Source organism: Burkholderia sp. AU31652 (assembly GCF_002223155.1).
In the GTDB taxonomy this organism is placed as follows: domain Bacteria; phylum Pseudomonadota; class Gammaproteobacteria; order Burkholderiales; family Burkholderiaceae; genus Burkholderia.
In genome coordinates, this window is sequence record NZ_NKFG01000008.1 from 23,576 (window position 1) to 43,654 (window position 20,079).

The 20,079-nt window shown below is 67.7% G+C and carries 15 protein-coding genes; 11 read left to right on the top strand and 4 right to left on the bottom strand.

Translation table 11 applies throughout. From position 1 onward, the window contains the following. Nucleotides 1-193: 193 nt before the first annotated feature. The 3 genes from CFB40_RS35820 to CFB40_RS35830 are packed head-to-tail and all read left to right on the top strand — an operon-like array spanning nt 194 to nt 4,135. A complete protein-coding gene (locus tag CFB40_RS35820) occupies nt 194-967 on the top strand; it encodes a fimbria/pilus chaperone family protein (protein ID WP_089434066.1) in 774 nt (257 codons plus the stop codon). Next, on the top strand, nt 967-3,537 hold the full coding sequence (locus CFB40_RS35825; RefSeq protein WP_089434067.1) for a fimbria/pilus outer membrane usher protein: 2,571 nt from the start codon (nt 967-969) through the stop codon (nt 3,535-3,537). Before CFB40_RS35820 ends, CFB40_RS35825 begins: the two co-directional genes overlap by 1 nt. A gap of 22 nt (nt 3,538-3,559) precedes the next feature. Then, entirely contained in the window at nt 3,560-4,135 is a 576-nt protein-coding gene (locus CFB40_RS35830; RefSeq protein ID WP_089434068.1) for a hypothetical protein, read from the top strand. Nucleotides 4,136-4,210: 75 nt separating this feature from the next. Here CFB40_RS35830 and CFB40_RS35835 read toward each other — a convergent pair whose 3' ends face one another. Continuing rightward, nucleotides 4,211-4,909, bottom strand: coding sequence for a TetR/AcrR family transcriptional regulator (locus CFB40_RS35835; RefSeq protein WP_089434069.1), 699 nt, complete (start codon nt 4,907-4,909; stop codon nt 4,211-4,213). A 356-nt stretch (nt 4,910-5,265) separates the two neighbouring features. Between CFB40_RS35835 and CFB40_RS35840 the strand changes: the two genes are divergently transcribed. The 8 genes from CFB40_RS35840 (at nt 5,266) to CFB40_RS35875 (ending at nt 15,972) form a co-directional block, all read left to right on the top strand. Next, nucleotides 5,266-6,546 (top strand): Zn-dependent hydrolase, encoded by a 1,281-nt coding sequence (locus tag CFB40_RS35840; RefSeq protein WP_089434070.1) that lies wholly within the window; start codon nt 5,266-5,268, stop codon nt 6,544-6,546. 135 nt (nt 6,547-6,681) lie between these two features. Next, complete coding sequence (locus tag CFB40_RS35845; protein WP_089434071.1) at nt 6,682-8,019, top strand: NAD(P)-dependent oxidoreductase; 1,338 nt, start codon at nt 6,682-6,684, stop codon at nt 8,017-8,019. Nucleotides 8,020-8,083: 64 nt separating this feature from the next. After that, complete coding sequence (gene preA / locus CFB40_RS35850) at nt 8,084-9,400, top strand: NAD-dependent dihydropyrimidine dehydrogenase subunit PreA (protein ID WP_089434072.1); 1,317 nt, start codon at nt 8,084-8,086, stop codon at nt 9,398-9,400. Between the two features lie 100 nt (nt 9,401-9,500). Next, a complete protein-coding gene (locus CFB40_RS35855) occupies nt 9,501-11,009 on the top strand; it encodes an NCS1 family nucleobase:cation symporter-1 (protein WP_089430072.1) in 1,509 nt (502 codons plus the stop codon). Between the two features lie 34 nt (nt 11,010-11,043). After that, nucleotides 11,044-12,501 carry a dihydropyrimidinase gene (gene hydA, locus CFB40_RS35860; RefSeq protein WP_089429249.1) on the top strand — a complete coding sequence of 486 codons (1,458 nt, stop codon included), beginning with the start codon at nt 11,044-11,046 and terminating at the stop codon, nt 12,499-12,501. 338 nt (nt 12,502-12,839) lie between these two features. Next, the gene (locus CFB40_RS35865) at nt 12,840-14,114 is read left to right on the top strand and encodes a NupC/NupG family nucleoside CNT transporter (RefSeq protein ID WP_089430073.1); all 1,275 of its coding nucleotides are present in this window, start codon (nt 12,840-12,842) and stop codon (nt 14,112-14,114) included. Between the two features lie 38 nt (nt 14,115-14,152). Beyond that, complete coding sequence (gene deoA / locus CFB40_RS35870) at nt 14,153-15,469, top strand: thymidine phosphorylase (RefSeq protein WP_089434073.1); 1,317 nt, start codon at nt 14,153-14,155, stop codon at nt 15,467-15,469. 113 nt (nt 15,470-15,582) lie between these two features. Then, entirely contained in the window at nt 15,583-15,972 is a 390-nt protein-coding gene (locus tag CFB40_RS35875) for a cytidine deaminase (RefSeq protein ID WP_089434074.1), read from the top strand. A 34-nt stretch (nt 15,973-16,006) separates the two neighbouring features. Here the strand turns inward: CFB40_RS35875 and CFB40_RS35880 are convergent, their stop codons facing one another. The 3 genes from CFB40_RS35880 to CFB40_RS35890 form a co-directional block, all read right to left on the bottom strand. Then, on the bottom strand, nt 16,007-17,122 hold the full coding sequence (locus CFB40_RS35880) for an aromatic ring-hydroxylating oxygenase subunit alpha (protein ID WP_089434075.1): 1,116 nt from the start codon (nt 17,120-17,122) through the stop codon (nt 16,007-16,009). 247 nt (nt 17,123-17,369) lie between these two features. Continuing rightward, a complete protein-coding gene (msrA, locus tag CFB40_RS35885; RefSeq protein WP_089434076.1) occupies nt 17,370-18,065 on the bottom strand; it encodes a peptide-methionine (S)-S-oxide reductase MsrA in 696 nt (231 codons plus the stop codon). A 123-nt stretch (nt 18,066-18,188) separates the two neighbouring features. After that, the gene (locus CFB40_RS35890) at nt 18,189-20,066 is read right to left on the bottom strand and encodes a cytochrome c biogenesis protein DipZ (protein ID WP_089434077.1); all 1,878 of its coding nucleotides are present in this window, start codon (nt 20,064-20,066) and stop codon (nt 18,189-18,191) included. Nucleotides 20,067-20,079: the final 13 nt, after the last annotated feature.

The following is a 20,079-nucleotide window of genomic DNA, read 5'->3' on the forward strand; positions in this document are numbered from 1 at the left end:
CGAGCTCGCGATCGAGAGTTTCGCCACGCTGGAACTCCGCTACCTGTAACGTCCGCCCGTCACGAATATCGCGCCTGGCGTTAACGCCACGCCGGCGCAGCTGTCTATTCCGCCGCCCTTTTTGAATTTCCTCAAAACTCGGACGTAACGGTCATTCCGATCCTTGAAATCCATTTAAGTTGGATTGCTAATCATGTATAGCAGTGTCGTGTGTTTTTCGTCTCATCTCCCGTCCTTCTCGTCGTGCCGGCACGCATTGAGGAAGGTCATTCTGACGGCTGGACTGCCGATATGCCTGAGTGTTCCGGCCGTTGCGGAAGCCTCGGGCGTCCAGCCGGAATCTTCCGTGGTCATCGTCAACGAAGCAGACGGCGAAGCCACCATGAACGTGAGGAATACAGAGTCGATTCCACTGCTGCTGCATACGTCCATACAGAACACGCCGGAAGATCAAGAGTTGCTGGTCGTGGCGGTGCCGCCGGTGAGCCGGGTGGAAGGTCAGGATACGCAGCTGGTGCGTTTCATGCTGCAAAGCCCGGCGCCGATTCAGGTGCAACGGCTCAAGCGAGTGACGTTCGAGGGCATTCCACCCAAAGGCCCGGACGGCAACGCGCGCATCAGCATGACGATCCGCCAGAACCTGCCGTTGATCGTGCATCCCGCCAAGCTCGCGAAGCACACGTCGCCATGGACACTGCTGCAATGGTCGGTGGCGGACGGCAAACTGCGCGCGCGCAACGACAGCCCATACGTGGTGCGTCTGGGCCAAGGCGTGCAGCTCCTGCCGGAAAAGACCGCGGTCGATCTGGGCAAGACCTACGTGCTGCCCGGCAGTACCGTCGAAGTTCCGTTGCCGTCAGGGGCGGGTACGCGCGCAACCAGCGTCAGGCTGTCGCCCGCGACGATTTACGGCTACGAGGTCGACACCTACGACGCCCCGCTTGTCGATACCGCGAGGCAACCGTAATGCGTGTCGATCGCGCGTCGCACAGAATACGGCGCCAGCGTGAAACGAGCGTGTACTGCGGCGGGACGGCCGCATCGCTGTTGTTGTTGCTGGCCGGCGCCTATTCGCCGCGGGCGCAGGCACAGGTGGACGCGCCGCCTGACACGGCGTCCTCCGCCGCACAGGAGGCAACGGCCGAGCCTGTCGCCGCCAATGCGGTCTTCGATACGAGCATCCTGCAGCAGCGCGGGCTCGATCCGCAGATCGCCGACTATTTTCGCGGCGCACCGCGTTACCAGCCGGGCCGCAGCCGTGTCGTCGTCTACGTCAACGACATTCGGCGGGGGCGGATCAACACGCGGTTCGACGAGAACGGCGCACTGTGCTTCGATCGCGCGTTTCTGGATGCGGCCGGACTGGTGGTGCCCGATGCGAAGTACGCGGTGCCCGGCGACCCCGAACCCGACACGTGCTACGACTTCGCACAGGCTTTCCCTGGCACGGACGTGACGCTGAAGCCCGGGCGGGAAGAAGTGCGGCTGGTGGTGCCGACCACGGCGCTTCGTCAGGCGGTGGCTGACTTCTCCGGCTACAGCCGGGGCGGCAACGCGGCGCTGCTCAACTACGAGCTGATGACCATGCGCAGCGAGTCGAGCGGCATGCCGGGCTCGAACTTCCTGTCGCTCAACACCGAGCTCGGCGTGAATGCCGGCGACTGGATCCTGCGCAGTCGCGCCTATTCACAAAGCCAGGATCACTCAGGATTCCAGAGTCGACACCTGTACGCCTATGGCCAGCGAACCTGGCTGCGCTGGGGCGCTACGGCGCAGGTCGGACAGATCAACATCGCCAACTCGGTGCTGACCGGCGCACCGCTGACCGGCGTCCAAATATTTCCCGATGCGGCGCTGGGCAATCAGGCGCGCAACATCGTCATGGTCGAGGGTGTCGCGCAATCTCAGGCGCGCGTCGAGGTGCGCCAGGCGGGCGGGTTGATCTATACCACCGTCGTGCCGGTTGGCCCTTTCTCGCTCACCGACCTGCCGCTCCTGAACAACAGCAGCGACCTGGAGGTGACCGTCATCGAATCCGACGGCGCGCGGCGCAGCTTCGTGGTGCCCGCCGCGTCGATCAGTGCGGGGGCGCTCGGGCAGCGGCCGGGCTATGCGTTCGCGCTCGGCAAGAGTCGCAATCTCGACGGCAACAAGGCCCGCAATCCGTGGGTGGCGAGCGCGAGCGGCAACTGGGCGCTCGGCAAGCATGGCAACGTCGGCGCCGCCGCGCTGTTCGCGCCCGGCTACCAGGCCGGCAGCTGGGGCGTGGATATGCGCGTGTCGCGCTCGAGCAGCGTCAAGCTACAGCAGCGCGTGTCGTTGGACGCCGGAAAGTCGGGAACGGAAATCGAGGTCTCGGGCATTTTCAGTGGCCTGCACGAGAACCTGAGCGTGAGTTTCAGCAGTGCGTATCAGAGCAACGGCTATCGCACGCTGGACGACTTCACCGCGGATACCGGCCGGGCCGGTTTTGCCGCATCGCGCTACCGGAGCCGGCATACCGCGACCCTGGCCTGGTCTGATTCACGGCTGGGCGGTTTGACGTTCGGCTACTCGTTCGCCAATCAACAGAACGGGGAGCGTACGCAGCGGCTGAACCTGTCGTGGGGAAAGAGCTTCGCGTTCGGCACCGTGTCGCTGAACGTGGAGCGCGATCTCAGCACGCGCCGGGAAGGCCGATATTACGGTAGTCGCGCGTACGACAGGCCCGGCAACACCTATTACGCGTCGTTGAGCATCCCGTTCGGCAAACGCAGTATCCGCACCTATGCAAGCAATACGAGCGGCTATACGCGCTTCGGCACCAGCTACAGCGAACGGATCGGCGATAACCTGAATTACTCGGTCAACGTGGATCGCAACACGCGCGACCGGAACAACGCCGTGGCAGGTCAAATGGCCGCGACGCCGCGCATTGCCCAGGTCAACCTGGGCTTTTCCGATACCGGCGGGCGCGCCCGATCGTATTACGCCGGGGCCTCGGGCGGCGTCGTGCTGCACGCGAACGGGGTGACGCTTTCGCCGTATCCCGTGCAAGACACGTTCGGCATCGTGTCGGCGTCGGGCGTATCGAACGTGAAGATCAATACGCCGCAGGGGCCGGTGTGGACCGACCTCTGGGGGCGTGCCGTGGTGCCCCGACTCTCTCCGTACAGCAGTAATCGCGTCGAGGTGATGACCAGTACCTTGCCGCGCAACGTCGATATCGGCAACGGTACCCGGCAGGTCGATCCAGGGCGTGGATCGGTGAACCGGATCGACTTCGAACTTGCCCGCGTGCGCCGGGTGCTGCTCAACGCGCGCGACGCCGACGGCAATCCGCTGCCCGCCGGCGCCTATGTGCTGGATGGCCGCCAGCGGTATGTCGGCATGGTGCTCGAGCAGGGGCAGGTGTTTCTGAACAACGGCGCCGGGAACGACGTGTTGTCGGTGGCGCTGCCGGACGGCAGGCAGTGCCGGTTGCAGTATGCGTTGCCCGAGCCCACAGGCTCCGGCGCGCTGTTCGAAAGCGCCGATGCCCGATGCATCCTTCAATGAGCCCCTGGCTTCGAGAGACGATATGTTGCAACAATCGAAATGCATCCGCCGGTGGGCGTGGACGATGTGCGCGGGCCTGAGCCTGAGCGGGGCCGCGCGGGCCGCGGACAATTGCCAGATGCATGCCGGGCATGCGCAGCTGGACTACGGTGCTCAGTACCGGCAAACCATCCTGGGGCAGCCCGCATCGGCCCGCGGATACTCGTTGGGAAAACGCCTGGTTTCCGTGAGCATCGTCTGCAAGGAGCCGGTGCGCATGGCGATTTTCCTGCGCGGCGATGCGCTGGACGACGGCGCGTTCCGGTTCGGTCAGCAGGGCGTGCTTTCCGTGACAGCCGGGGACGCCAATCTGGACGGGAAGTCCGTTGCATTGGGCCGTGTGGAGCATGCCGGCCAGCAACCGTCGGAGCCGGCCGGCAAAGTCGGCTTGCGTCCAGGCTCGGGCATCGTGGTGCTGGCGCAAGGCGTGCCGGCGGCGGGTAGCCGGTTGACGTTGCAACTGGAACTGGAACCCGTGATTCCGCGCAGCGCGATCGAGGTCCTCAACAACGAATCCCACTGGTCCAGTAGCCACGCCGTGGAGCTGGTTCCGTTCTGAAGGCGACCGGCTGTCGAGGCTTCCAGTGATTGCGCAGAGATGAGCCACTCAGTGGCGCAGCGCGCGCGAAAGTGCTCACGCCGGTCGCTTTGCCTCCGGCGACACCGCGCCGCATGCGCGAATCACGAGCTGCACGACCTGCTCGGTCTTCTCGTCGTACGCCTTCTGCGTGAACGTGCGCTTGCCGCTCAGCGCGCGGATCTGCGCATCGAAATCCGCATAGTGCTGCGTGGTGGCCCAGATCAGGTACATCAGCGCATGCGCGTCGATCGGCGCGAGCAGCCCGCGCGCGATCCAGCCGTCGATGACCTTCACGCGCGTATCGAACCACGGCTTCACGCGTTCCGACAGGATGTCCTGCATGTGCTCCGCACCGTGGATGATCTCGTTGGCCCAGACCTTCGAGCCGAGCGGGCGCCGCCGCGACAGCGCCATCTTCGCGCGCACGTAGGCACCGATCGCTTCGACGGGATCGTCGTCGGCCTCGAACGAACCGGCTGCGCGATGCCAGTCCTCGAACAGGTCGTCGAGCACGCGGCGGTACAGCGCAAGCTTCGTCGGGAAGTAGTAATGCAGGTTGGCTTTCGGCAGGCCGGCACGCTCCGCGATCATCGCGGTACTCGCGCCGTCGAGCCCACGTTCCGCGAACACGGCCTCCGCGCAGGCGAGCAGATGCGCTTCGTTGGACTCGCGGATGTGCGCCTTGCGTCGCCGCAAAGGCGCGGGCGTTTCGTCGCTGTCGGTGGCTGCGGTTGCCGCCTGGTCATGTCTCATCGTTGCCCTCGCGCGGCGGGCATGCCGCGTTGGGCTTCATTCTAGCCGCTGATTCGCATCGAACGCACGCGTGCCGATCTCGCGCAGTCATCGCCATGCTGCGTTGCGATGGCACGTTTCTCGCTCCATTCATTCACGCAAGAAAGAGATTGATTTGGTCATTTTGATCGTCTAAAACCTGTCCGATCGGACAGGATTCGACGAGCAGCGGAAACCTCTCGGCCCGATTCGTCGGACGATCTTCGCGAACGACCAGGGCATGCACCGCGCTTGGGCGGCGTTGCCCCGAAACAGGCATGACACGCACCGGCACAGACCGGGCTGACGACATCACCGACCCCACAGGAGCGATACGAATGAACGCGGTATCGGAAACAGTGAAGCGGGCAGCTTTCGACACGTCGATCAAGGTCGACGGCAAGCGGTTGTGGGACAGCCTGATGGAAGTCGCGAAGATCGGCGCGACGCCGAAGGGCGGCGTGTGCCGCCTCGCGCTGACCGATCTCGACAAGGCCGGGCGCGACCTGATCGTCAGCTGGGCGAAGGCCGCCGGCTGCACGGTGACGGTCGATACGATGGGCAACGTGTTCATGCGCCGCGCGGGCCGCGTGGCCGATGCGGCGCCGGTCGTCACGGGCTCGCACGCGGATTCGCAGCCGACCGGCGGCCGCTTCGACGGCATCTACGGCGTGCTCGGTGGCCTCGAGGTGATTCGCAGTCTCAACGATCACGGCATCGAGACCGAGCATCCGGTCGAGGTCGTGATCTGGACCAACGAGGAGGGCTCGCGCTTCGCGCCGGCGATGGTTGCGTCGGGCGTGTTCGCGGGAGTGTTTTCGCTCGAATACGGGCTGTCGCGCAAGGACGTGGACGGCAAGACGATCGGCGAGGAGCTGGCGCGGATCGGCTACGCGGGCGACGTGCCGTGCGGCGGACGCAAGCTGCACGCGGCGTTCGAACTGCATATCGAGCAGGGGCCGATTCTCGAAGCGGAATGCAAGACGATCGGCGTCGTGACCGACGCGCAGGGGCAGCGCTGGTACGAGATCACGTTCACCGGCCAGGAAGCGCACGCGGGGCCGACGCCGATGCCGCGCCGCCGCGATGCGCTGCTCGGCGCGTCGCGCGTGGTCGATCTCGTCAACCGGATCGGCCTCGATCATGCGCCGTTCGGCTGCGCGACGGTCGGCATGATGCAGGTCTACCCGAACTCGCGCAACGTGATTCCGGGCCGCGTGTTCTTCACCGTCGATTTCCGTCATCCGGACGACGCGGTGCTCGCGAAGATGGACGCCGCGCTGCGCGACGGCGTCGCACGCATCGCGGGCGAGATCGGGCTCGAGACCGAGCTCGAGCAGATTTTCTATTACAAGCCTGTCGCGTTCGATCCTGCATGTGTGGAAGCGGTGCGCGGCGCGGCAGATCGCTTCGGCTACTCGCATCGCGACATCGTGTCCGGTGCCGGCCACGACGCGTGCTACCTCGCGCAGGTCGCGCCGACGTCGATGGTGTTCGTGCCGTGTGTCGACGGCATCAGCCACAACGAGATCGAGGACGCGACGCCCGCATGGATCGAGGCCGGCGCGAACGTGCTGCTGCACGCGATGCTGTCGCGCGCATGCGAGCCGGCTTCATGACGCCGCGACCGTAGCTGCCGGCAGGTTGCTCGACGCCTGGCAGCCTGACCGTAGCATGCCTAACAACGACCGCCCCGACTGTGCATGCGCAGCCGGCGAGGACGGCTTTGTCTCCACCCAGTCGAAGGAACGCGTATGACCACCCAGCCAACCGGCGATATCGCCGCGCATCGCCTGTCGTCCACGCAACTCTCGTGCGAATTCGCCGACATCGCGCCGCTGCTCGATCCGACTGCCGCGGCGGCCGCCGCCAGCCGCTGCCACTACTGCTACGACGCGCCGTGCGTGCAGGCCTGCCCGACGCAGATCGACATCCCGAGCTTCATCCGCAAGATCGGCAACGGCAACCTGAAGGGCGCCGCGACCGACATCCTGTCGGCGAATCCGCTCGGCGGGATGTGTGCCCGCGTGTGTCCGACCGAGATCCTGTGCGAAGGCGCGTGCGTGCGCAACCATCAGGATGCGCAGCCCGTCGCGATCGGCGCGCTGCAGCGGCATGCAACCGATTGGGCGATGGAGACCGGCGCGGTGCGCTTCACGCGCGCGCCGGACACGGGCCGCCAGGTCGCGGTGGTCGGCGCGGGGCCGGCCGGGCTCGCATGCGCGCACCGGCTCGCGCTCGCCGGGCATCGCGTCACGCTGTTCGACGCACGCCCGAAGGGCGGCGGCCTCAACGAATACGGGATCGCCGCGTACAAGACCGTCGACGATTTCGCGCAGCGTGAAGTCGAGTGGCTGCTGTCGGTGGGCGGCATCACGTTGCAAACCGGCGTCGCGCTGGGCCGCGACATCACGCTCGACGCGCTGCGCGAGCAGCACGACGCGGTGTTTCTCGCGATGGGCCTCGGCGGCGTGCGTGCGCTGTCGATCGACGGCGAGCAACTGAACGGCGTGATGAACGCGGTCGATTTCATCGCGCAGGTGCGGCAGGCCGATGCGCTGGAGAACGTGCCGGTCGGGCGGCGCGTGGTCGTGATCGGCGGCGGCAATACGGCCATCGATGCGGCGGTGCAGAGCTGCAAGCTCGGCGCCGAGCGCGTGACGATGGTGTACCGGCGCGGCGTGGAGGCGATGAGCGCGACGTGGGCCGAGCGCGAGTTCGCGCAGAAGAGCGGCGTCACGCTCGTCACGCATGCGAAGCCGGTGCGCATGGCGGGCGAGAACGGGCAGGTGACGGGTGTCGAGTTCGAGGCGGCATCGGGCGAGCGCTTCACCGTCGAGGCGGACATGGTGCTGAAGGCGATCGGCCAGACGCTGGTGCCGGACGCCATCGACGCCGCGCTGCTGACGGCGGACGGCGCGCGCATCGCGGTGGACGCCGACGGGCGCACCGCATGGCCCGACGTGTGGGCCGGCGGCGACTGCGCGGCGACGGGCGGCGTCGACCTCACGGTGCAGGCCGTGCAGGACGGCAAGCGCGCGGCCGCATCGATCGACGCAACGCTCGCGCAGCGCGACGCGAAGGCCGCGTGAGCGCACCACGCGCGTCACCCACCACGAGCACAACCAACACGACCCCACTCTCACGGAGCCGACCATGGCCGACCTTCGCTGCACCATCGCGGGCATCGCTTCGCCGAACCCCTTCTGGCTGGCGTCCGCGCCGCCGACCGACAAGGCCTACAACGTGAACCGCGCGTTCGAGGCGGGCTGGGGCGGCGTCGTGTGGAAGACGCTCGGGCTCGATCCGCACGTCGTCAACGTCAGTTCGCGCTATGGCGCGGTGCAGTGGAACGGCCAGCGCATCGCGGGGCTGAACAACATCGAGCTGATCACCGACCGTCCGCTCGACGTGAACCTGAGAGAGATCGCGCAGGTGAAGCGCGACTGGCCGGACCGCGCTCTGATCGTGTCGCTGATGGTGCCGTGCAACGAGCGCGACTGGAAATGGATCCTGCCGCTCGTCGAGGACACGGGCGCCGACGCGGTCGAGCTGAACTTCGGCTGTCCGCACGGGATGAGCGAGCGCGGGATGGGCGCGGCGGTCGGGCAGGTTCCCGAATATGTGGAGATGGTCACGCGCTGGGTGAAGGAAGGCACGAAGCTGCCGTGCCTCGTGAAGCTCACGCCGAACATCAGCGACATCCGGATGGGCTCGCGTGCCGCGTACAAGGGTGGCGCGGACGGCGTGTCGCTGATCAACACGATCAACTCGATCGTCGCGGTCGATCTCGACCACATGGCGCCGATGCCGACGGTCGACGGCAAGGGCACGCACGGCGGCTATTGCGGCCCGGCGGTCAAGCCGATCGCATTGAACATGGTCGCGGAGATCGCGCGCGACCCGGAAACGCCGAACCTGCCGATCTCGGGCATCGGCGGCATCTCGTCATGGCGCGACGCGGCGGAGTTCATGGTGCTCGGCGCCGGCAGCGTGCAGGTGTGCACCGCCGCGATGCATTACGGATTCCGGATCGTGTCGGACCTGGCCGACGGATTGTCGAACTGGATGGACCAGAAGGGCTACGCGACGCTCGACGACATCCGCGGCCGCGCGGTGCCGAACGTGACCGACTGGAAATACCTGAACCTGAAGTACGACATCAAGGCGCGCATCGACCAGGACCGCTGCATCCAGTGCGGGCTGTGCCATATCGCGTGCGAGGACACGTCGCACCAGGCGATCACCGCGACGAAGGACGGCGTGCGCCACTTCGAAGTGGTCGATTCGGAATGCGTCGGGTGCAATCTTTGCATGCATGTGTGTCCGGTCGAGCAATGCATCACGATGGAGCGTGTCGATTCGGGCGACTACGCGAACTGGACCACGCATCCGAACAATCCGGCAAGCGCGGACGCGGGGGCGAGTGCAGGCGCGGCGGCACCCGAGAAGCACGCGAAGAAGGCTGCTTGACGGCGTCCGGCGACGCAGGTCATCCTGCATCGTCGCCTTTCGTTCCACCCGGGCCGGCATCGGTTGATGCCGGCGCTGGCGTTTTAGTGGAGTGCGTTCGATGAATCACGCAGCGAATCCCGCCGATCCCGACAGCGCCGCGGCGCAGGGCGGCAGCCTGTACAACGACGACCTCGCGCCGACGACGCCGGCGCAGCGCACGTGGAAGTGGTATCACTTCGCGGCGCTGTGGGTCGGGATGGTGATGAACATCGCGTCGTACATGCTGGCGGCCGGGTTGATCCAGGAAGGCATGTCGCCGTGGCAGGCGGTGATGACCGTGCTGCTCGGCAACCTGATCGTGCTCGTGCCGATGCTGCTGATCGGCCATGCGGGCGCGAAGCACGGGATTCCGTACGCGGTGCTCGTGCGCGCGTCGTTCGGCACGCAGGGCGCGAAGCTGCCGGCGCTGTTGCGGGCGATCGTCGCGTGCGGCTGGTACGGGATCCAGACCTGGCTCGGCGGCAGCGCCATCTATACGCTGCTGAACATCCTGACCGGCAACGCGCTGCATGGCGCGGCGCTGCCCGTCATCGGCATCGGGTTCGGGCAGCTCGCGTGCTTTCTCGTGTTCTGGGCGCTGCAGCTCTACTTCATCTGGCACGGCACCGATTCGATCCGCTGGCTCGAGAGCTGGTCCGCGCCGATCAAGGTCGTGATGTGCGTGGCGCTCGTGTGGTGGGCGACGTCGAAGGCGGGCGGCTTCGGCACGATGCTGTCGGCGCCGTCGCAGTTCGCGGCGGGCGGCAAGAAGGCCGGGCTGTTCTGGGCGACCTTCTGGCCGGGGCTGACCGCGATGGTCGGCTTCTGGGCGACGCTCGCGCTGAACATCCCCGACTTCACGCGCTTCGCGCATTCGCAGCGCGACCAGATGATCGGGCAGTCGATCGGGCTGCCGTTGCCGATGGCGCTGCTGTCGGTGGTGTCGGTCGTCGTGACGTCGGCGACCGTCGTGATCTACGGCAACGCGATCTGGGATCCGATCGACCTGACGAGCCGGATGACGGGCATCGGCGTGGGCATCGCGCTCGTGATCCTCACGCTCGACACGATGTGCTGCAACCTCGCCGCGAATCTCGTCGGCCCGGCCTACGACTTCTCGAGCCTGTGGCCGAAGGCGATCTCGTATCGCACCGGCGGGATGATCACCGCGACGATCGCGATCGTGATGATGCCGTGGAAGATCCTCGCGACGACGGACGGCTACATCTTCACCTGGCTCGTCGGCTATTCGGCGCTGCTCGGGCCGGTGGCGGGGATCCTGATGGTCGACTACTTCCTGATTCGCGGCACGCGGCTCGACACGCGTGCGCTGTTCGACGAGCGCGGTGGCTTCAGCTACGCGCGCGGCTGGAACCCGGCCGCGCTGGCCGCGCTCGCGGTCGGCGTGCTGCCGAACCTGCCCGGCTTCCTGCATACGGCGTTTCCGGCGTCGTTTCCGAACGTGCCGGCGTTCTTCAACACGCTTTACACGTACGCGTGGTTCGTCGGCCTCGTGCTGGCGTCATGCGTGTACGGCACCTGGATGAAGTGGCGCGCCGGACAGCACGCGCAGATCGCGCGCGCTTGATGCGGCACCCGACAGTCAACGAGGAGGCAACCCCATGGCAATCCTGATTCGTGGCGGCACCGTGGTCGATGCGGACCGCTCCTATCGCGCGGACGTGCTCTGCGCAGCCCCGGAGGACGGCGGCACGATCCTGCAGATCGCCGAGCAGATCGACGCGCCGGCCGGCGCGACCGTCGTCGATGCGCACGGCCAGTACGTGATGCCGGGCGGCATCGATCCGCATACGCACATGGAACTGCCGTTCATGGGTACGACCGCGAGCGACGATTTCTACTCGGGCACGGCCGCCGGGCTCGCGGGCGGCACGACGAGCATCATCGACTTCGTGATTCCGAGCCCGAAGCAGCCGCTGATGGATGCGTTTCACGCGTGGCGCGGCTGGGCCGAGAAGGCGGCGGCCGATTACGGCTTCCACGTGGCCGTGACGTGGTGGGACGAGAGCGTGCACCGCGACATGGGCACGCTCGTGCGCGAACACGGCGTGTCGAGCTTCAAGCACTTCATGGCGTACAAGAACGCGATCATGGCCGACGACGAGGTGCTCGTGAACAGCTTCTCGCGTGCGCTCGAACTCGGTGCGTTGCCGACCGTGCACGCGGAGAACGGCGAGCTGGTGTTCCAGTTGCAGAAGGCGCTGCTCGCGCGCGGGATGACGGGGCCGGAGGCGCATCCGCTGTCGCGGCCGCCGGAGGTGGAAGGCGAGGCCGCGAACCGTGCGATCCGCATCGCGCAGGTGCTCGGCGTGCCGGTGTATATCGTGCATGTGTCCGCGAAGGACGCGGTCGATGCGATCACCAAAGCGCGCAGCGAAGGGCTGCGCGTGTTCGGCGAGGTGCTGCCGGGGCACCTAGTGATCGACGAGGCCGTCTATCGCGATCCGGACTGGACGCGTGCGGCCGCGCACGTGATGAGCCCGCCGTTCCGCTCGGCCGAGCATCGCGAGGCGCTGTGGCGCGGGCTGCAGGCGGGGCAGCTGCATACGACGGCGACCGACCACTGCGTGTTCTGCGCATCGCAGAAGGCGATGGGCCGCGACGACTTCACGAAGATCCCGAACGGCTGTGGCGGTGTCGAGGATCGCATGTCGGTGCTGTGGCATCACGGCGTGAACCATGGCCGCATCACACCGAACGAGTTCGTGCGGATCACGTCGACGAACGCCGCGCAGATCTTCAACCTGTATCCGCGCAAGGGCGCCGTGCAGGTGGGCGCCGATGCCGATCTCGTCGTGTGGGACCCGGCCGCGACCAAGACGATCTCGGTGAAGACCCATCATCAGCAGGTCGACTTCAACGTGTTCGAGGGGATGACGGTGCAGGGCGTCGCAACGCATACGCTCACGCGCGGCGCACTCGCGTGGGCCGACGGCGATCTGCGCGCCGTGCGCGGCGCGGGCCGCTATCTGAAGCGCCCGCCAGCGGCGAGTTACTACGAGGCCGCGCGGATCGCGAACCGGTTGCGCGAACCGCATCCGGTCGAGCGCGCTGGTTGAACGATCGGTATCGCGCGGGGCGTGCCGGTTGGAACGGCACGCCCCGCGCATGTTTGAATGTGCTTTCCCTGTCATGCCGGCACCGCGCCGGCTTCCTCTCCGCATCCCGCCAATTCTCTCAATATTTGGGACGAATTGGGCGCGGTCTCGTCTTTCCGATCTCCAGGTACGTAGAACAACTGAGCAAGTAGAAGCAACACGCGACGTGGCGCAAATGCGACCATTTTGTTTGCGTTGTCGACGTGCATACCGGCGAGTAATATCCACCGACGGCGTTGCGCAGGCGTGCCGGGCCGCCCGCCGAACAGTCCAACAACATTGAGAGCAAGGAGTACGAGGTGGATATTCTGCGCAGTCTCCTGGGTATGCTGTTCCTGCTGCTGGTTGCCTATCTGCTGTCGAACAACCGGCGCGCGGTGAGCGGCCGGACCCTGATCGCCGCGCTGTGCACGCAGCTGGCGATCGGTGCGCTGGTGCTGTTCGTGCCGGTGGGCCGTGCGGTGCTGGCGGGCGCCGCGAACGGCGTCAATCGCGTGCTCGACATGGGCAATCACGGCATCGCATTCGTATTCGGCGGGCTCGTCGACAGCCGGATGTTCCAGCTGTTCGGCGACGGCGGGTTCGTGTTCGGCCTGCGCGTGCTGCCGATGATCATCTTCGTGACCGCACTGATCGCGGTGCTGTACTACATCGGCGTGATGAAGTGGATCGTCGCGATCCTCGGCGCCGCGCTCGCGAAAGTGCTCGGCGTGAGCCGCATCGAGGCGTGCTCGGCGGTGGCGACGATCTTTCTCGGGCAAAGCGAGATGCCCGCGCTCGTGAAGCCGTTCGTGCGGAACATGACGAGCGCCGAGATCTTCACGGTGATGGCGAGCGGCATGGCGTCGGTCGCGGGCTCGGTGCTGGTCGGCTACGCGGGCCTCGGCGTGCGGATGGAATACCTGCTCGCCGCGTCGTTCATGGCGGTGCCGGGCGGGCTGCTGTTCGGCAAGCTGCTGTATCCGACGGTCGAGCCGAGCCGCGTCGTGGTCGACGGGCTCGACTTCGACGACAAGCGGGCCGCCAACGTGATCGAGGCGGCGGCGTCCGGCGCGTCGGTCGGGCTGCGGATCGCGATCAACGTCGGCGCGATGCTGATCGCGTTCGTGGGGCTCATCGCGCTGATGAACCTGATCGTCGGCGGCGTGGCCGCGTTCGCGGGCTTTCCGCAAATCACGCTGGTCGGTATCATCGGCCACCTGTTCGCGCCGCTCGCGTGGATCATCGGCGTGCCGTGGCACGACGCGGCGCTGGCCGGCAACTTCATCGGCGAGAAGCTGATCTTCAACGAGTTCGTCGCGTATGGCGACCTGTCGCCATACCTGAAGGGCGGCGAGCACGTCGCGGCCGCCGGCCTGCAGGTGCTCGACCCGAAGACGCTCGCGATCGTGTCGTTCGCGCTGTGCGGTTTCGCGAACTTCTCGTCGATCGCGATTCTCGCGGGCGGCTTCAGCGCGGTCGCGCCCGAGCGCCGCTCGGAAGTCGCGCGGCACGGCCTGCGCGCATTGACGGCCGCGACGCTGTCGAACCTGATGAGCGCCGCGATCGCCGGCCTGTTCTTTTCCCTGCATTGAGCCCGCAGCGGCCACCGACCGATCGAGGAGAGGCAACGATGTTTTTACCGCAGGAATTCATTCGCCGGAAGCGCGACGGGCAGCCGCTCGATCGCGACGGGATCGCTGCGTTCGTGCGCGGCGTGACCGACGGCAGCGTGACCGAGGGCCAGGTGGCCGCGTTCGCGATGGCCGTGTATTTCAACGACCTGAGCACCGACGAACGCGTCGCGCTGACGCTCGCGCAGCGCGACTCGGGCGACGTGCTCGACTGGCGCGCGCTGGATCTCGACGGGCCGGTGATCGACAAGCATTCGACCGGCGGTGTCGGCGATGTCGTGTCGCTGATGCTCGGGCCGATGGTGGCCGCGTGCGGCGGCTACGTGCCGATGATCTCGGGGCGCGGGCTCGGCCACACCGGCGGCACGCTCGACAAGTTGAGCGCGATTCCCGGCTACAACGTGAAGCCCGATACGGACGCGTTTCGCCGCACGGTGCGCGATGTCGGCGTCGCGATCATCGGGCAGACCGCGCGGCTGGCGCCGGCCGACATGCGCATCTATGCGATTCGCGACGTGACGGCGACCGTCGAGTCGGTCGCGATGATCACCGCGTCGATCCTGTCGAAGAAGCTCGCGGCCGGGCTCGACGGGCTCGTGATGGACGTCAAGGTCGGCTCCGGCGCATTCATGCCGACCGCCGAGAAATCGGCGGAGCTGGCGCGCAGCATCGTCGACGTCGGCAACGGCGCCGGCATGAAGACGACCGCGATCCTCACCGACATGAACCAGTCGCTCGCGCCGTGCGCGGGCAATGCGCTCGAAGTGGTGTGCGCGATCGACTACCTCACAGGCAAGTCGCGTCCGGCGCGCCTGCATGAGGTCACGATGGCGCTTTCCGCTGAGTTGCTCGTCACCGGCGGGCTGGCACGCGACGTCGCAGAAGCGCGCGCGAAGTTGCAGCATGCACTCGATACGGGTGCGGCAGCCGAACGCTTCGCGAGGATGGTCACGGCGCTCGGCGGCCCTGCGGACCTGATCGACGCACCTGCTCGTCATCTGGCGCGGGCGCAGGTGATCGTGCCGGTTCCGTCGCGCGAGAGCGGCGTGGTGCAGCGGGTCGATTGCCGCGCGCTCGGGCTGGCGGTCGTCGCGCTCGGCGGCGGCCGCACGCGCGCCGCGGATGCGATCGACTACAGTGTCGGCCTGACGGCGCTCGCGGAGATCGGGCAGCGTGTCGAGGCCGGCCAGCCGCTCGGCTACGTGCATGCCCGCGACGCAGCCGCCGCCGCGCACGCGGTGGACGCGATCCAGCGCAGCTACGTGCTGGGCGAAACCGGTGACGCGCCGCCGACCATTTATCAGCAGATCGGCTGATCGATCGCCGGTACGGGCACAGGCGATCACTCCACTTCACGTCACGGGCGTATCGCGACGGTCGGGGTGGGCCGCGCCGATACCTCCACGCACACAATCGAGGCTACGACGAGATGGAACGAAACGAACTGATCGAGGCGGCGAAGGCGGCGCGCGAACGCGCGTATGCGCCGTATTCGCGCTTCAAGGTCGGCGCGGCGCTGCAGGCGCGCGACGGGACGATCTTTCACGGCTGCAACGTCGAGAACGCGTCTTACGGACTCTGCAATTGTGCGGAACGCACGGCGATGTTTTCGGCCATCGCCGCCGGTTATCGTCCGGGGGATTTCACGCGGCTCGCGGTCGTGGGCGACACGGACGGCCCGATCGCGCCGTGCGGCGCGTGCCGCCAGGTGATCATCGAGATCGGCACGCCCGACATCGAAGTGATCCTGGCCAACCTGAAAGGGGCCGTCGAAGTCACGACGGCCCACGCATTGCTGCCGGGCGCGTTCCGGTTGTAACGGCGCGCGCTTCTCAGGTCACGCGCCGCACGCATCACGCGCCGTCGCGCGCGTCGCGGATCGGGATCACCGTGCGTGCGCCGCACTGGCGCAGCAGGTCGCGCAGCTCGTTGATGACCGGAAACACCTCGTGGTTCCAGTCGGCGCCTTGGGCGTCGTGCGCTTCCTGCTCGCGCTCGACGATCCAGCGATCCTCGCGGAAGATCCGCTCGGTGAACCAGACGAGCAACGGCCACGCGAGATCGAGCGCGAACGGGATGCCGGGCTTGTGGATCGACAGCAGTCCGAACGTGCGGTTGGTGCGCTGCTCGGCGTCGAGCGGCACGTAGACGATCCACAGGTCCATCACGAGCGTGCCTTCGCTCGAGCGGATCTGCAGCGTCTGGTACGGGTAGCCGGTGCGCACCGTCATCACGCTCTTGTCGGACTGGTCGGCCGGCTTCTTGCTGGCGCCGAACACGAGCGCTTCGCCCACCGGCTGCTTGCCTTCCATCCGCGCGAACGTGTAGTCGACTTCGACCCAGTCGTCGCCGCGGCGCCGGCCTACCGAGCGCGCGCGCATCTGCCCCATCTGCTTGCGATGCAGGAACTGATGGTTCATGTCCATCAGGTTCTCGTGCATGAACGAGTAGTGGCACTTGACCTCGCGGCCGAAGCGGCGCGTCTTGTATGCACGATTGTCCGCCGATTCGAGCGCGGGGAACGGCCGGGTGTCGGCGAGCGTCGCATCGCCCGGGAACACGAAGATCAGCCCGTATGCTTCGCGGCACGGATACGCGCGCACGCCGTTGGGCAGGCGCTCGCGGCCGAGGTACGGCACGTCGACGCAGCGGCCGCTGTCGCACGCGTAGGTCCAGCCGTGATAGCAGCAGCGCAGCGTCTCGCCGCTCACGACGCCCGCGTGCAGCGGCACCTGGCGGTGCGCGCAACGATCCTCGAGCGCATACACGGCGCCGGATTCGGTGCGCACGAGCACGATCGGATCGCCGGCGAAGCGCACGCCGAGTGTCTTGCCGCGTTTCAGCTCGCGCGACCACGCGAGCGGGTACCAGTGATCGGGATGAATCGGCACGCGGCGCAGGTCGCGCACGGCCGCGCCGGAAGAGGGTTCTACAAGGGTGCCGCTGTCAGGAATGGGCACTGCGCGCATGCGTGACGTCTCCAGGCTGAACAGGGATTCCGGGCGCCGCGTGACGCGGCGGGGATCTGAAGAAGTCTACGCGAAGTTGCCGGTCGCGGCGGACGCGATGCGGGTTTGCCCCGGCACGGCGGCCGCGGTGTCGTTGATGCAGCGCAAACCGGGTCGAAGGCGGCGCGCGCCTGGCCGGCGGGGCCGTACGGGCCCGGGGCGTGCGGCAGGCACCACGCCGTCACCCCGTCACGCGGCTGCTTGCCGGTCACGAGCGTGCATCGCGCCACAGTACCGCGTCGGTGCGGTACAACGCCGGGAAGTGCTGCTTCAGCCCGGTGATCTTCGGCATGTCGTTGTACGCGATGTACGGCGCGTCGGGGTGCAGTTCGAGGTAGTTCTGGTGATACGCCTCGGCCGGGTAGAACCCCTTGTAGTCCTCGACGCGCGTGACGACGGGCGCCGGAAACACGTGCGCGGTGCCGAGCTGCGCGATGTAGGCGGTCGCGACCGCGCGTTGCTGCGCGGTGGTCGGGAAGATCGCCGACCGGTACTGCGACCCTTCGTCGGGGCCCTGCCGGTTGAGCTCGGTCGGGTCGTGCGCGACCGAGAAGAACACCTGCAGCAGCCTGCCGTACGTGATCTGGGTCGGGTCGTAGACGATGCGAACCGATTCCGCGTGCCCGGTCAGCCCCGAGCCGACGAGCGCGTAGTGCGCGGTTTCGGACGCGCCGCCCGCATAGCCGGCCGTGACCTGCTTCACGCCCTTCACGTGCTCGAACACGCCCTGCACGCCCCAGAAGCAGCCGCCGGCGAGCACGGCCGTCTCGTCGTGCGATGTGCCGGGTGTTTCGTCGAGCGTCGGCGCGGGCACGGTGCGCATCGGCTCGGCGGAATTGACGATGCGCTGGTAGCCGAACACGGCGGCGGCCGCGACGGCGATGGCGCCGATGCGGCGCAGCATCGCCGTGCGCCGTTGCGGCGCGGGACCGCGGGGAGAGGGGATGTTCACGGTGTGCTCCTTCGAAAGGCGGAATGGGAAGCGGGTGGCTCGGACGCGGCGCCGGTGCGCCGCGTCCTGCCGGGATCAGCCGAACGTGAACGCATACGCATTCACGCCGGGATCGAGAAACTCGATCGAGAACGTACGGTCGGCGATCGCGCCGGGCTGCCGGACCAGCTGGTACAGGCGCTGCCCGGTCACGGTGCCGTAGCCTTGCGCATCGACGTCGCTGCCGTGCGCGGCACCGGGCGCCGCGCCGTCGAGCGTCACGCGAAAGCGCACCGGCTTGCCGTCGTCGCCGGGGCCGAGCACCAGGTGCAGGTCGCGTGCATGGAAGCGGTAGACGATGCGGCCGGCCGGCGCCGCGAGCGTCGCGCGTTCGGCGCCGACCTGCCACGTGCCGGCGAGGCCCCAGTCGTTGAGATCGGGCCGGGCCGGCTCGGCGTAGCGGTACGCCGCGTCGCGCACCACACCGCCCGGCGACATGAAAGCCTCGGCGCGCGCGTAGCCGACGTAGGTCTCCGGCGAGCGGACGTCCGCGCTGTCGGCCGCGGCGAGCGCCCCCTTCGCGGGCGCACCGGCGAGCCCGATCGGCACGTTCAGCGCTTCCGGATGGCCGGCCTCGGCGAGCAGCGACTGGATCGCGCGCTCCGATTCCGCGTATTCGCCTTCGCCGAAGTGGTGGCGGCGCACGCGCCCCTGCGCGTCGACGAAGTAGTGCGCAGGCCAGTATTCGTTGTTGAACGCGCGCCAGATCGTGAAGCGGTTGTCGATCGCGACCGGGAAGTCGATGCCGAGGTCGTGCACGGCCTTCTTCACGTTGCCGATGTCGCGCTCGAACGCGAACTCGGGTGCGTGCACGCCGATCACGACGAGCCCGTACGGCGCGTACTTGCGTGCCCACGCGGTCGTGTACGGCAGCGTGCGCAGGCAGTTGATGCACGAATACGTCCAGAAATCGACCAGCACGACCTTGCCGCGCAGGCTGGCCGCCGTCAGCGGCGACGAGTTGAGCCACTGCACCGCGCCGTCGAGCGACGGCAGCGTGCCTTCGACGGGCAGCGCGGCAGCCGCATGCGTCGTATCCACCGCGCGCATCATCGCGCCGCCGGCGATCGCCCCGCCGTTGGCCTGGGTGCGATCGGCCGCCGCGGCCATCATCGCGCCGCCGTTCGCGTTGTCGGCGGCGTTGCCGGTCGCGGCCATCGCCGCCGGTGCGCCCGGTGTGCCATTCGAACGCCCGCCGAGCCGATCGACGAGCTTCGTCTCGAGCCCGCCCGTCGTGACGGTCGACAGCTGCGCGAGCGCACCGGTATCGAGGCCGAGCGCGATCGCGCCGACGCCGGCCAGCAGCGCCACGCCGATCCCGCGCTTGATCCATTCGCCGGCGCCGAGCGAGCGTTTCATCGCGGCGAAGACCTTGCCGCCGATCACGAGCGCGACGCCGAGCGACGTCGCCGCGCCGGCCGCATACGCGACCAGCAGCAGCGTCGTGCCGACGCTGGCGCCGCGCAGCGCGGCGCCGGTCAGCACGAGCCCGAGGATCGGGCCCGCGCACGGCGCCCACAGCAGGCCGGTCGCGACGCCGAGCAGCAGCGACGACGCGGGGCCGGCCGGGCGGCCGTCGCGTTGCGCGAAGCCGGTGAGCCGGTTGCCGGCGGCGACGAGCGGGCGGGTCAGGTGTTCCGCGAGGCGTGGCATCAGCAGGGTCAGGCCGAAGATCGCAAGCAGCACGATCGCGACCCAGCGGCCGGCCTGGTTGGCCTGCGCGACCCAGCCGCCGCCGACGGCCGCGAGCGTCGCGACGACGGCGAACGTGAGCGCCATGCCGACGAGCAGCGGCAGGCCGCTGCGGACGAACGGCTGGTCGGCGCGCGCGAACACGAACGGCAGCACGGGCAGGATGCACGGGCTCAGGATCGTGAGCACGCCGCCGAGGTAGGCAAGGACGATGAGCAGCATGGTGCGTTCTCCA

Excerpts from the sequence above, each read along its gene's own strand:
- CFB40_RS35820 (WP_089434066.1), top strand. The coding sequence starts at position 194 with ATGTATAGCAGTGTCGTGTGTTTTTCGTCTCATCTCCCGTCCTTCTCG.
- CFB40_RS35825 (WP_089434067.1), top strand. The coding sequence starts at position 967 with ATGCGTGTCGATCGCGCGTCGCACAGAATACGGCGCCAGCGTGAAACG.
- CFB40_RS35830 (WP_089434068.1), top strand. The coding sequence starts at position 3,560 with ATGTTGCAACAATCGAAATGCATCCGCCGGTGGGCGTGGACGATGTGC.
- CFB40_RS35835 (WP_089434069.1), bottom strand. The coding sequence starts at position 4,909 with ATGAGACATGACCAGGCGGCAACCGCAGCCACCGACAGCGACGAAACG.
- CFB40_RS35840 (WP_089434070.1), top strand. The coding sequence starts at position 5,266 with ATGAACGCGGTATCGGAAACAGTGAAGCGGGCAGCTTTCGACACGTCG.
- CFB40_RS35845 (WP_089434071.1), top strand. The coding sequence starts at position 6,682 with ATGACCACCCAGCCAACCGGCGATATCGCCGCGCATCGCCTGTCGTCC.
- preA (WP_089434072.1), top strand. The coding sequence starts at position 8,084 with ATGGCCGACCTTCGCTGCACCATCGCGGGCATCGCTTCGCCGAACCCC.
- CFB40_RS35855 (WP_089430072.1), top strand. The coding sequence starts at position 9,501 with ATGAATCACGCAGCGAATCCCGCCGATCCCGACAGCGCCGCGGCGCAG.
- hydA (WP_089429249.1), top strand. The coding sequence starts at position 11,044 with ATGGCAATCCTGATTCGTGGCGGCACCGTGGTCGATGCGGACCGCTCC.
- deoA (WP_089434073.1), top strand. The coding sequence starts at position 14,153 with ATGTTTTTACCGCAGGAATTCATTCGCCGGAAGCGCGACGGGCAGCCG.
- CFB40_RS35875 (WP_089434074.1), top strand. The coding sequence starts at position 15,583 with ATGGAACGAAACGAACTGATCGAGGCGGCGAAGGCGGCGCGCGAACGC.
- CFB40_RS35880 (WP_089434075.1), bottom strand. The coding sequence starts at position 17,122 with ATGCGCGCAGTGCCCATTCCTGACAGCGGCACCCTTGTAGAACCCTCT.
- msrA (WP_089434076.1), bottom strand. The coding sequence starts at position 18,065 with ATGCTGCGCCGCATCGGCGCCATCGCCGTCGCGGCCGCCGCCGTGTTC.
- CFB40_RS35890 (WP_089434077.1), bottom strand. The coding sequence starts at position 20,066 with ATGCTGCTCATCGTCCTTGCCTACCTCGGCGGCGTGCTCACGATCCTG.